Source organism: Sphingobacterium ginsenosidimutans (assembly GCF_039536865.1).
Classification (GTDB): Bacteria; Bacteroidota; Bacteroidia; order Sphingobacteriales; family Sphingobacteriaceae; genus Sphingobacterium; species Sphingobacterium detergens.
Genome location: NZ_BAAAZK010000008.1, coordinates 380,367 through 393,951, shown reverse-complemented (window position 1 = coordinate 393,951; position 13,585 = coordinate 380,367). Strand labels below are relative to the sequence as shown.

At 40.2% G+C, this 13,585-nt stretch carries 9 protein-coding genes; 4 read left to right on the top strand and 5 right to left on the bottom strand.

Annotated elements, in window-relative coordinates; translation table 11 throughout:
- The first annotated feature begins 151 nt into the window (after window positions 1-151).
- Complete coding sequence (locus ABFX33_RS22015; RefSeq protein WP_346088266.1) at window positions 152-3,181, top strand: glycosyltransferase family 117 protein; 3,030 nt, start codon at window positions 152-154, stop codon at window positions 3,179-3,181.
- Between the two features lie 50 nt (window positions 3,182-3,231).
- Here ABFX33_RS22015 and ABFX33_RS22010 read toward each other — a convergent pair whose 3' ends face one another.
- The 4 genes from ABFX33_RS22010 to ABFX33_RS21995 form a co-directional block, all read right to left on the bottom strand.
- Window positions 3,232-4,902: a glutamine--tRNA ligase/YqeY domain fusion protein gene (locus ABFX33_RS22010; protein WP_346088265.1), complete on the bottom strand. Its 1,671-nt coding sequence runs from the start codon at window positions 4,900-4,902 to the stop codon at window positions 3,232-3,234.
- Window positions 4,903-5,073: 171 nt separating this feature from the next.
- A complete protein-coding gene (locus ABFX33_RS22005; RefSeq protein ID WP_120260292.1) occupies window positions 5,074-5,721 on the bottom strand; it encodes a carbonic anhydrase in 648 nt (215 codons plus the stop codon).
- 87 nt (window positions 5,722-5,808) lie between these two features.
- Window positions 5,809-7,344 carry a SulP family inorganic anion transporter gene (locus ABFX33_RS22000; protein ID WP_346088264.1) on the bottom strand — a complete coding sequence of 512 codons (1,536 nt, stop codon included), beginning with the start codon at window positions 7,342-7,344 and terminating at the stop codon, window positions 5,809-5,811.
- Window positions 7,345-7,525: 181 nt separating this feature from the next.
- Window positions 7,526-7,861 (bottom strand): hypothetical protein, encoded by a 336-nt coding sequence (locus ABFX33_RS21995; protein ID WP_223581658.1) that lies wholly within the window; start codon window positions 7,859-7,861, stop codon window positions 7,526-7,528.
- Between the two features lie 170 nt (window positions 7,862-8,031).
- Here ABFX33_RS21995 and ABFX33_RS21990 point away from each other — a divergent pair, with 170 nt between their 5' ends.
- The 3 genes from ABFX33_RS21990 (at window position 8,032) to ABFX33_RS21980 (ending at window position 11,471) form a co-directional block, all read left to right on the top strand.
- On the top strand, window positions 8,032-9,573 hold the full coding sequence (locus ABFX33_RS21990) for a helicase HerA-like domain-containing protein (protein ID WP_346088263.1): 1,542 nt from the start codon (window positions 8,032-8,034) through the stop codon (window positions 9,571-9,573).
- 134 nt (window positions 9,574-9,707) lie between these two features.
- Entirely contained in the window at window positions 9,708-10,619 is a 912-nt protein-coding gene (locus tag ABFX33_RS21985) for a sugar phosphate nucleotidyltransferase (protein ID WP_257086996.1), read from the top strand.
- A gap of 174 nt (window positions 10,620-10,793) precedes the next feature.
- The gene (locus tag ABFX33_RS21980) at window positions 10,794-11,471 is read left to right on the top strand and encodes a TIGR02117 family protein (protein ID WP_346088262.1); all 678 of its coding nucleotides are present in this window, start codon (window positions 10,794-10,796) and stop codon (window positions 11,469-11,471) included.
- Window positions 11,472-11,604: 133 nt separating this feature from the next.
- On the opposite strand, the gene dnaK is transcribed toward ABFX33_RS21980, so the two are convergent.
- The gene (dnaK, locus tag ABFX33_RS21975) at window positions 11,605-13,509 is read right to left on the bottom strand and encodes a molecular chaperone DnaK (RefSeq protein WP_257086999.1); all 1,905 of its coding nucleotides are present in this window, start codon (window positions 13,507-13,509) and stop codon (window positions 11,605-11,607) included.
- Window positions 13,510-13,585: the final 76 nt, after the last annotated feature.

Here is a 13,585-nt window from a genome sequence, read left to right as displayed (position 1 = left end):
GCATTTCTCTTTTCACTATAGAAGTGCTCTCTTTCAAAAAATATTTTTTGTTAAACAGTAGTGTTAAATAGTGTTAATTAACATTTTTAAATCGAGATAACTATTTAATTTGAGGTACTAAAAGGAACTAAGATATAGACCAATTGTCCTTATGACGTATAATAAATTAAACTCGCTATTTGGTTTGGCCTGTGGCCTCATTGCTACTGTTGTCTACATTGCTACTGTTGAAAAGACCGTGAGCTGGTGGGATTGTGGTGAATTTATCGCCTGCGCGTACAAACTTGAGGTGGCACATCAACCTGGTGCCCCGCTATTTCTACTTATTCAGAATGTTTTTTCCAATCTGGCTTTCGGTAATACAGGGCAAGTCGCTTACTGGATGAATATTGGTTCGGCAGTCTGTAGTGGTCTGACGGTGACATTTTTGTTTTGGACAATTACAGCGATTGCCCGGAAGATTTTAAAGAAGCCACAGCAATCTGCTTTTTCTTACTATTTACAGATCTTTGGAGCGGGTGCAGTGGGGGCTATGGCCTTTAGTTTCAGTGATACCTTCTGGTATTCGGCCGTAGAATCCGAAGTGTATGCGATGTCCTCACTTTGTACTGCGGTGGTTTTCTGGGCGATTTTTAAATGGGAGGCGCGTGCGGACCAGGACGGAAGTGATCGCTGGCTGATTTTTATCGCTTTTGTCATGGGGCTTTCAATTGGAGTCCACCTATTAAATCTTTTGGCTATTCCGGCTATAGCCATGGTGGTGTATTTTAAAAGGACTTCAGAAATTAATTTTAAAGGCATTATAAAGGCATTTCTATTAGGAATATTAGTTCTTGCAGCAATCCTTTGGGGTGTTATTCAGTGGCTGATCGGTTTTGCTTCCAAAATAGATCTATTGTTTGTGAATTCTTTTGGACTGGGATTTGGTACAGGAATTCTTTTCCTATGCTTGCTTTTTGGTGTCACAATTGTATATGGTCTTTTTTATTCCCATAGAAAACGCAAGTATACATTAAATACAGCTTTATTGGTGTTTTGCTTTATTCTGTTTGGTTATAGTTCCTATACCATGGTGCTGATCCGTGGAAAGGCAAATCCATCCTTAAATAACAATGCGCCAGATAATGTCTTTTCGTTTTTAGGTTACTTAGGGCGAGAACAGTATACGCGGGAACCTCTGGTTAAAGGACCATACTATGATTCAAAGGCTGTGGATGTTCAAAGCAAAACCAGTTATCGGAAAGATGAATCCAATTATACAGCATTTACACAGGTTGATAAGTATGCATTTGATCGTGAAACATTTTTTCCACGTATCTATAGCCAGGATGAAAATCATCAAGCCTACTATAGAAGTTATCTCAAGTTAAAAGAGGGCGAAAGACCACAGTTCTCCGATAACTTTAAGTTTTTCTTTAATTTTCAATTGGGGGAAATGTATGCACGTTACTTCTTATGGAATTTTGTTGGCAGGCAGAATGACAAGCAAGGCTATGGATCCTATACGGAGGGGAATTGGCTCTCTGGAGTGAAAACGCTGGATAATTGGCGCCTTGGTGGGCAACATCATCTTTCGGAGTCACAGCAACATGATCCAAGCCGAAACACGTATTTTTTCTTGCCTTTGTTATTAGGGATAGCTGGAGCGATCTGGATGTACAAAAACAATAAACCCTATACTTTGGTATTGACCTTGCTGTTTGTTTTTACGGGTATAGCGATTGTTGTATATCTCAATCAGACACCACTGCAACCCCGTGAACGTGATTATGCTTATGCCGGATCTTTTTATGCTTTTGCGATCTGGATCGGACTGGGTACAATTGCACTCATGCGCTTTTTTAAACGGTTTCTCAGTAATCGCTATGCCATGGCTACGGGGTTATCTTTTGCGCTGTTGGGTGGGCCAATTATTCTGGCGCATCAGAATTGGGATGATCATAATCGTTCTGAGAAATCCTTGGCTCGGGATGTGGCCCGTAATTACCTAGAAACCTGTGCACCAAATGCAATCTTGTTTACCTATGGTGATCACGATACTTTTCCATTATGGTATCTGCAGGAAGTAGAAGGAGTTCGTCCAGATGTACGGATTGTTGTGCTGAGTTATTTAACGGGAGATTGGTATATGCAGCAGGCCAAGAAAGCAACTTATAAAGCTGCAGGACTTCCGATTGCGATTCCTGCGGAAAAAACAAAAAAGGGTATTCGTGATTATATCCCTTTTGTGGATAGACAGTTGAATGAAGCCGTGGATATCCAGCAGTTATTGCAGTTTGTTACTTCTGATGACCCTGATTATAAAGTACAGTTGAATTCGGGAAATCTGGAGAATTATTTTCCGACTAAGAAGGTCAAATTGGCCATTAACAAAGCCGAGATTTTGAAAAAGAATGCTGTGCCCGCTTATTTCCAGAATGCCGTCGTTTCAACAATGGAATGGGAAATCCCCGCTGACCACTTATCCCGATCGGATCTGACTTTGTTGTCCCTCCTTGAAAATAATCATTGGGATCGACCGATCTATTTTTCGAATATGCTCCCTAGTGATATTAAGTTGGGCTTGGACAAATACCTTGTCAACGAGGGCTTCGCTTCAAGGTTGATGCCCGTTGCTGCGACCAGTGAACAGCAGGCGCCTGCTGGCGAGATGGCAGCTTTGGTCAATGTGGAAGCCTTATATGATAATATCATGCATAAATACAATTGGGGGAATACCAAGAATGCAAAATATTTAGATACCGATTCCTTTCGCTTCTCAAGTATGTATGCACGGGATATTTTTGGAAAGACAGCACGGTTGCTATTGGAAAAAGGACAGCTTAAACAAGCTGGAGAAGTGGCCAAGAAAGCATACGACCAATTGCCTGATCGTGTATATGCGATGTCGGATGCGATTAATTATGTAGATATCATTGATAGCCTATATCGTTCCGGACAGGGATACCTGGCTGGAAATGTAGTCGATCGAAATTTGGACTATGTTTCACAAAATATGGAATATCTACATCAGCTGGTATTGGATAAGAAAAATTTAGGTTTTGAATGGAACGATATGCAGCTAGCACTTGACTCGGTCGATCGTTATCGAGATATCCTATTGGAGGCAAATGATACTAAGCGGTTGGCACGTGTCGAGGGACTTAGAAAACAGTATCAGCAATGGTATGGTATAGAATAAAAAAAAAAGGTCGGAATTGTTTCCGACCTTTTTTTTATGTAATCGTTTACTTATCCATTTTTCTTCACTTCTTTTCCCCAAGAATCTTTCAACGTAACTGTACGGTTAAAGACCAGGTGTTCTGGAGTAGAATGTGTGTCTAATGTAAAATACCCTAAACGGATGAATTGATACCCTTTTCCAGGAGTAGCAGTAGCCAGATCGGGCTCGATATAGGCACGTTCAATCACATGCAAACTTTCAGGATTGATGGAATCTTTAAAGTTTTCAGCTGCCGCAGGGTTTTCATCATTGAACAACCTGTCGTATAATCTTACTTCAGCTTCCTTAGCATGAGGAACAGAAATCCAATGGATTGTTCCTTTTACTTTTAATCCGGAAGTATCTTCACCTGATTTGGAATTAGGCACGTAGGTACAATGTACTTCTGTTACCTTTCCATTTTCATCTTTGACGAAATCGTTGCAGATAACGATATAAGCGTGTTTTAGACGAACGGAAAGTCCTGGGCCGAGACGGAAGAATTTTTTTGGAGCATCTTCCATAAAATCTTCACGTTCTATCCAAAGTTCTTTGGAAAAAGGTATGATCCGAGCACCTTCACCCCCTTCAACTTCAGGGTTATTCTCGCCGACTAAATCTTCCACTTGACCATCCGGATAGTTTGTGATCACTAATTTGATCGGATCAAGGACAGCCATTCTACGCCAGGCAGTTTTGTTGAGATCCTCCCGGATGCAAAACTCCAGTAGACTGACGTCGATCATATTTTCGCGTTTTTGAACTCCGATCTTTTCACAGAAGTTGCGAATACTTGCCGGTGTATATCCTCTTCTCCTCAAGCCGGAGATCGTTGGCATACGAGGGTCATCCCAGCTTTCAACAAATTTATCATTGACCAATTGCAATAATTTACGCTTGCTCATGACCGTATATGTCATGTTTAAGCGTGCAAATTCATATTGCTTGGATGGGAAAATTTCCAGTTTATCGATACACCAGTCATAAAGAGGACGGTGTGGGATAAATTCAAGGGTACAGATCGAATGGGTGATTTTCTCAATTGAATCCGATTGTCCGTGTGCAAAATCATACATTGGGTAGATGCACCATTGATTGCCTGTCCGGTGATGGTGGGCATGCTTGATGCGGTATAACAAAGGATCACGCAGGTGCATATTTGGACTAGCCAAATCTATTTTTGCACGGAGCACTTTCTCGCCATCCTTATATTTCCCAGCTCTCATATCTGCGAATAGGGTCAGATTTTCGTCTATAGATCGGGCGCGGTAAGGTGTCGGAACACCTGGTTCTGTAGGCGTACCTTTTGCTGCTGCAATTTCTTCCGCTGTACTATCGTCCACGTATGCTAAACCCTTTTTTATGAGTTCAACAGCGTAGCTGTAAAGTGTTTCAAAATAATCCGAAGTATATAGTTCTTCTGCCCACTGGAATGCTAGCCATTGAATATCTTTCTTGATACTTTCAACATACTCGGTATCCTCAGTCACAGGGTTAGTGTCATCAAAACGTAGATTAGTCTTGCCGTTATACTGCTGTGCTAATCCAAAATTTAAGCAGATGGATTTGGCGTGACCAATGTGGAGGTAACCATTTGGTTCAGGAGGAAAACGTGTCAATACACGTCCGCCATGTTTTCCTGTACGAAGATCTTCTTCGACAATTTCCTCGATAAAATTTAATGATTTTTCTTCACTCATAATACAAAGTTAATTATTAGAAGCGAGATATTAGCTAGGAGATGATAGATATTCAGCTTAGTTTGAACAGGTAATCAACCGACAAACACCTACTATAGTTGCGACTGCTGGCACAGCGATTACTTGAAATAAAAAAGGGACGAAGATCCGTCCCTTTTTACCGATTTGTTACTATTTGAAAGCGAACACCTTTCCGAGGGATTCATTGCTTGTAAATGTACAGCTTTGATCAATCAATTGACCTGTTCCGATATTGATTACCATACCATGCACAGCCAGTGCCTGGCCATTTTTCCATGCATTTTGAATGATGGAAGTAGAACAAAGATTAAAAACCTGTTCTTTGACATTGAGTTCAACTAAGCGGTCTACTTTCTTTTCGTTATCTTCGATGCCATCAATCTCTTCGCTATGCAAACGGTATACATCTTTGATGTGACCCAGCCAGTTATCAATAATACCATATTGATTGCGACTTAAAGATGCCGCAACCCCACCGCAACCATAGTGTCCAGCAACGATGACCTGTTGTACTTTTAATACATTGACGGCATAATCTAGAACACTTAATAAACTCATGTCTGAGTGGATAACCATATTGGCGATATTACGGTGTACGAAAACCTCACCTGGCTTTGTACCGGTCAACTCGTTGGCTGGTACACGACTGTCTGCACAGCCGATCCAAAGAATTTCAGGATTTTGACCTTTTGCAAGTTGTTGGAAACGTCCTGTGGTATCATTTTTTACAAAATCCATCCATTCTTGATTTCCCTTAATAATATTGTCAAATCCTGTTTTTAAATCTTTATTTTCCATATTCCTTTTTTAATATCACTTTGCTCTAGAGCTCTTTTTCGATAAAATAATACAAATTTCTTAGTTTATTGTTTACTTGAAACAACTTTATTTTTTATAAACAACCTGTAAAAGTTCGATCTCCTTGCCTTTACTTTTTGCATTCTGTTCAAAGTCTTTAATGACTTCGATAACATCCTTGTCGATAAATTTACTGAATGTCCCATCGATACGGATCTTACTGACTGATTTTGGTAAACTATATAGCTTTTGCTGGATAGGAACTTTGTTCAAAAATGAAACTTCCTCTGCTAATGTGATGACAGCCTTATCCTCTTCGTTATCCTTTTCGATATTATATTTAAAAGCATTTTTCATATTTGCTCTTAGAATATAGAATGTTGCCACAACGATTCCAATTCCAACACCCATTAATAGGTCGGTAAATACGATAGCAACAATAGTTACGAAAAATGGAATGAATTGATCCAGACCTTTTCGATACATTGAGGTAAATAAGCTTGGTTTAGCCAATTTATACCCAGTATGTAATAGTATTGCGGCAAGACATGCTAGCGGAATCATATTTAACATTGTTGGAATAGCCAACATGGCAACGAGCAGCCAGATACCGTGTAGGATTGCGGACTGTCTTGTCTTTCCACCAGCATTGACATTGGCTGATGATCGTACAATAACAGAGGTTAATGGCAGCCCGCCCAAGAGTCCACTTGTCATATTACCGATCCCCTGAGCGACTAATTCGCGGTTGGTCGGTGTATTGCGTTTATAAGGATCAATCTTGTCTACTGCTTCAATACTCAATAGGGTTTCCAAGCTAGCAATAATGGCAATGGTAAATGCGGCTATCCAAACATCTTTATTGACGATTTGGGTGAAGTCAGGTAATGTGAATAAACCTGTAAACTCTGCAAATGACCCTACAATTGGCACGAGTACAAATTGTTTATCGTGTAATTGAAAAAAGGAACCATTAAAAAGATAAGCCAGAGTGACACCGACAATAACGACTACCAACGGAGCGGGCACTTTATTCAATTTAGGAATTGCTGGCCAAAAGATCAGAATCCCTAATGATAGAGCACAGATAATCAATGCACCAAAATTGATGGCTGAGGCAACGGTATCAAAATATGCACCTATACCGTGCCCATTGTCCAGTTCAAAAGCGTGTGTTTCGATCAATCCCAAAGCCAAAGGGATTTGTTTCATGATAATGGTAATACCGATCGCAGCCAACATGCCGACGATAACTGCGGATGGGAAATAATTCCCGATCATCCCCGCTTTTAGAATTCCGAGAACCACTTGTACAACACCTGCGATGACGACCGCAAGGAGAAAGGTTTCATAGGCGCCTAAACTCTGGATAGCCCCTAGAACAATAACTGTGAGACCAGCAGCTGGCCCACTGACACTGAGTGGTGATTTACTGATTGAAGCAACAACGATTCCACCAATTACACCAGTCAATAATCCTGCAAACAATGGCGCACCTGAGGCCATTGCAATTCCCAAACATAATGGAAGTGCCACCAAAAACACCACAACACTAGCAGGGAAATCATATTTTAAGTCTCTTTTCGAAAGTTTCAGAAAAGCCGACGTACGAGTTCCAAACATAAAATTTGTGTTTATCTGTATAATAAATCTTCCTGACGCCACCTGCCACCATAGCAATAGATACCAATTGAAAGGTCTTTGATGCCAATGGGCGCTGTGCTTCCAGAAAAAATCAATAAGAAGCCGCATACTGGGATTCAGCATGGGGACAATTGGAAAACATCCCATAGGGATGCCTTTATTAACAGTTAGGAGGCGGCGTTGGAACCGTAGGATGGAAAGCTAAAATGCTTTTCTCGTTTTTAAGGTAATTCTTTTGTTTTCCTTGGTTCTCAACAATGATGGTCTCGAATACAATGGGTTCGTCTGTTTTTGTATTGAAAAATTTTGAGGCAGTTTCAAGCGTATCAGTGCTTGCGCCATTATTGTTCTCGATTTCTATTTGTAAAACAATTTGTAAAATGGTATTCTGGTCTAAGCTATTGGAAAAAATAGGCGATATAGAGATGGCCATCTTTGTGAAAAAGATGATCGCACATAAGAATGCTGCCACAAATCTAAATCTCTTATTTAACATTTTTTAGTACCTTTAATGGTGTTGTTTTACATGGTAAAAATAGCAATTCTATGTTAATTTCAAATTAAAAGTGCATAAAAAATCAATTTTGGCACGAAATTGTGACGAAAAGATTATTTTTTGTAGAGTTTTCAATATCATTTATGAACTATAAATATTAAGCCTTTTCTATGGCAAATAAAGAACAATTTATCGAGAAGGTTCAAGCTTCTTATAACCCCAAGGGGGCTTTTATATATTTGGGAGCGGGTATTTTGAATGGTGAGATTTTAGCGGATGCAAAGGTCAATCTGGCACTGAAAATGATGAATCGCCACGGGCTGATTGCCGGTGCGACAGGGACAGGTAAAACTAGGACGCTACAATTGATAGCTGAGCAATTATCAGATGCATCTGTACCGGTATTTATGCTGGATGTAAAAGGTGATCTATCTGGTCTTGCTGTCCCGGGAGTGACCAATCAAGCGCTGTTGGATCGTGGAAATGCGGTAGGAGTGCCCTTCGAACCAGCGAGCTTTCCTGTAGAGCTCTATTCCCTGTCAGGAAACAAAGGAATTCCGATGCGCATTACGATCGATGATTTTGGGCCTGTCTTGTTGGGGAGAATCCTGGAATTGAATGACACACAGACTGGGGTTTTGGCTGCGATGTTTAAATATGCGCAGGACCATCAGATGCCATTAATAGACTTTACAGATACCAAAAAGCTGTTAACCTATCTTTCTGACGGCCCAGGAAGCGAGGAAATCAAAAATGACTATGGTAAGATCAGTTCCGCAAGTTCGGGAACGATTTTGCGTAAGATCGTGGCCTTAGAGCAACAAGGGCTAGCACATATCTTTGGAGAGAAGGAATTTGACATCAATGACTTATTTCAGAAAGTTGACGGGAAGGGTATAATCAGTTTACTGAACATTTCCGATGTACAGGATCAGCCGGTACTCTATTCTACATTTTTGTTGAGCCTGCTCGCTCAACTGTTTAAGAATATGCCTGAAGTAGGGGATTTGGATCAGCCAAAATTGGTGTTTTTCTTTGACGAGGCGCATCTTCTTTTTAACGGAGCTTCCAAGGCCTTTTTAACTCAGGTGGATCAGATTATCCGTCTTATCCGCTCCAAAGGAATCGGTGTGTTTTTCTGTACACAATCTCCGACAGATGTTCCGGAATCGGTATTGGCCCAATTGGGAAATAGGGTGCAGCACGCTTTGCGGGCCTTTACACCTAACGATGCCGAAAACCTAAAAAAAACAGTGAAAACCTACCCCAAATCGGATTTCTATGAGATTGATCAGATTTTGACCTCTTTGGGTACAGGTCAGGCCTTGATTACGGTTTTGAATGATAAAGGTATTCCTACGGAAGTCGTAGCAACTCATCTAGTACCAGCCCGTGCTGTAATGGGCCCTGCAGATGATGCGACAATCAATCAGATTATTAATCAGTCGGACTTAAAGACAAAATATCAGGAAAGACAGGAAAATCGTTCTGCGGCTGAGATGATCGATGAGAAAATGCAGGTGGTACAGCAGGAAGAACAGCGTGCAGCAGCGGAAAAAGAGACCGCCAAAGCTGATCGACCGACATCAAGAAGGCAGACGCCATTAGAAGCTGCGCAGCGTACTGCGACAACGACGCTCGCAAGAGAAGGTGTCAAGCTTTTAGGGAAATTAGCAACCGGTCTATTGAATGCATTCTTAAAAAAGAAATAACACAAATTTATTGATAATTTTCGTCCCGATACACTATTTTTAGACAGTGATCAGCACTTAGCTAAATTTGCTTTTAAGGGCAAATTTAGCTAAGTTTGCGGACGAAACGAAAGTTCTATTAACGCAATTTAAATATGAGTAAACCAACCCTTTTGATTTTGGCAGCAGGAATGGCTAGCCGGTATGGTTCTTTAAAACAAGTAGATGGTTTTGGCCCACACGGCGAGACAATTATTGACTATTCAATCTATGATGCCATTCGTGCAGGATTTGGAAAAGTTGTATTCATTATTCGGGAAGAATTCCTGGAGAAAATGAAAGAAGTTTTTGATAAAAAATTGGAAGGTAAAATAGAAGTTGATTACGCTTTTCAAGATTTTGATTTAACGAAATTTGGCGTGAATCACGTCATTGAAAGAACGAAACCTTGGGGTACAGCACATGCTGTCATGAGCGCTAAGGATAAAGTAAATGAACCATTCTGTGTAATCAATGCAGACGATTTCTATGGTTCAGATTCTTTTGACAAAATGGCGAAGTTTTTGACCACCGAAGTCTCAGATCAACAAATGTCATTGATGGGCTTTCAGGTCGGTAATACAATGTCTGATTACGGCTATGTATCACGTGGTGTCTGTGAAGTTAGTCCAACAGGACATATGGACAGCGTCACAGAGCGTACAAACATCTATTACAAAGGTGAGGGTGACGATCGCAAAATCGTTTATGAGGAAAACGGCGTTGAAAACGATTTAGATCCTGAAACGCGTGTATCGATGAATTTTTGGGGCTTTACGCCAAAAATCTTTGAAGTAGCACAGGCGATGTTTCCAGCTTTCGTTGAAGAAAACAAAGAGAACTTGAAAGCGGAATTCTTTATTCCTTCAGTTCCAGATTACATGGTGAAACATAAACTGGCGGATTTCAAAGTAATCCCGACATCATCGAAATGGTTTGGTGTAACCTATAAAGAAGATAAACCTATCGTTCAAGAATCAATTTCAAAATTGGTTGCCGATGGTGTATATCCTGAAAAGTTATTTTAAGAGCTAAGAGAAATAGCTTATATTGAACCTGTATTGTCAAACAATACAGGTTTTTTTGTGCTTAACGGTGCAGGTGCTGTGGATGGGGGCGTGTTGTTTCAGGAGACGAGGTATTGGGTGCAGCTAAAATTAAACCGATACATTAGATTATGATAGAAAAGCGAATTATTTTAAATGAAAAAAATACTTAAGGTGTTAGGGTATATTATTTTAGGAATTATTGGGTTTTGTGTTTTATATATTGTTGCTGAGTACTGTCTGTCACGACTCCCGGCATCATCCAAAGAGGCCTCGAAGGATCAGACGATTCAGGTATTTGTCAAATCCAACGGTGTGCATACTGATATTGTTTTGCCGGTCATCGTGCAAGAGATGGATTGGTCCAACATATTTCCTTATGCCAACACGGTGGGAAAAAAAGCCGGTTATCAATATATGGGTATAGGCTGGGGCGACAAAGGATTTTATTTGGATACACCGGAATGGAAAGATCTCAAGGCATCAACGGCTTTTGTGGCGGCCTTTGGATTGGGGCAGTCTGCAATACATGTGACCTACTATAATTCCATTCGGGAGAATGAGCTATGTTTTGGGTATAAAATAAATGCGGAACAGTATCGCGCACTCGTAAAGTATATCTATGATTCTTTGGATTTGCATGAAGGTAAACCTATATTGGTTGAGACGGATGCACAGTACGATGATGCGGATGCCTTTTATGAAGCCAAAGGAGCATATAGCATGTTCTATTCCTGTAATACATGGACAAACAATGCTTTAAAGAAGGCAGATATGCCAGCCGGAGTTTGGGCGACATTGGATAAAGGAATATTGAGCCATTATCGGAAATAGCTGGGCTTATTAGATTCCTTTGGGCAATTGCCATAGCTAAGCAGTTCTTTTGCGTTCCTAGTGGAGATGTTTCTTATAAACAAAAAAGCTCCGGGTTATCTACCCGGAGCTTTTTATTTATCAGCAGGAGTGATTATTTCACTTCTTCGTAATCTACGTCAGTTACGTCATCACCACCTTGGTTTCCACCTTGTGCTTGACCAGCATCTCCTTGAGGTTGTTGTGCACCACCTTGAGAAGCAGCGTACATTTCTTCAGAAGCAGCATTCCAAGCATTTTGTAATTCTTCGGAAGCAGCATCAATATCTGCGAAGTTTTTCGCTTCGTAGGCAGCTTTTAATTTCGTTAAGCCAGCTTCAATAGGAGCTTTCTTATCTGCGGAAATTTTGTCGCCATATTCTTTCAATTGTTTTTCAGTTGAGAAGATTAAGGCATCAGCTGCATTGACTTTGTCAGCTTCTTCTTTCATTTTTTTATCAGCATCAGCATTTGCTTCAGCTTCTTCTCTCATACGTTTGATTTCGTCATCAGATAAACCTGAAGATGCTTCAATACGGATGTTTTGCTCTTTACCAGTTGCTTTATCTTTTGCAGATACTTTGATGATACCATTGGCATCAATATCAAAAGTAACTTCAATTTGAGGCACACCACGAGGTGCTGGTGGAATATCGTTCAAATGGAAGCGACCGATTGTACGGTTTTGGCTTGCCATTGGACGCTCACCTTGTAAGATGTGGATTTCCACAGATGGTTGATTGTCTGAAGCTGTTGAGAATGTTTCCGATTTTTTAGTCGGGATAGTTGTATTTGCTTCAATCAATTTAGTCATTACACCACCCATTGTTTCGATACCCAATGAAAGTGGAGTTACATCCAATAATAAAACGTCTTTTACTTCACCAGTTAATACACCACCTTGAATTGCAGCACCTAAAGCAACAACTTCGTCAGGGTTTACACCTTTAGAAGGCTCTTTTCCGAAGAACGCTTTTACGGCATCAACGATTGCAGGGATACGTGTAGAACCACCCACTAAGATAATTTCGTCGATATCTGATTTGCTGAAACCAGCGTTTTTCAATGCAGACTCACAAGGAGCAATTGTTCTTTTGATCAAGTCAGCTGCCAAAGCTTCAAATTTAGCACGTGATAATGAGCGAACTAAGTGTTTTGGACCAGTAGCATCTGCTGTGATATATGGTAAGTTGATTTCAGTAGAAGTTGCACTTGATAATTCAATTTTAGCTTTTTCAGCAGCTTCTTTCAAACGTTGCAATGCCATTGGATCTTTTTTCAGATCAAAACCATTGTTTTCATTTTTAAATTCTTCATTCAACCAGTTGATGATTACGTTATCGAAGTCATCACCACCTAAGTGAGTATCACCGTCAGTAGATTTTACTTCAAATACACCATCACCTAATTCCAATACGGAAACGTCATGTGTACCACCACCACAGTCAAACACAACGATTTTCATATCTTTGTGGGCTTTGTCCAAACCGTAAGCTAAAGCAGCAGCAGTAGGTTCGTTGATGATACGTTTAACAGATAAACCAGCGATTTCACCAGCTTCTTTTGTTGCTTGACGTTGTGCGTCATTAAAGTATGCAGGTACTGTAATAACAGCTTCAGTTACTTCTTGACCTAAGAAGTCTTCAGCAGTTTTCTTCATTTTTTGAAGAATCATTGCAGAGATTTCTTGTGGAGTATATTTACGGTCGTCGATTTCTACGCGTGGTGTATTGTTATCACCTTTAACGATGTTATAAGGTACGTGTTCAGCTTCTTTTATTGCCTCATCATATGAAAGTCCCATAAAACGTTTAATAGAATAAATAGTTTTATGTGGATTAGTAATTGCTTGACGTTTAGCTGGGTCACCCACTTTACGCTCACCACCTTCTACGAAAGCTACAATGGAAGGAGTAGTACGTTTACCTTCGTTGTTCGTAATTACTACAGGCTCGTTACCTTCCATTACGGCAACACATGAGTTTGTAGTACCTAAGTCAATTCCTATAATTTTAGACATATCTTGTATTTTAATTTTTTTACTTAAATAAATTCTATCACTCTATTATCAACCCTTATGCCAATCCGAAAGTTTT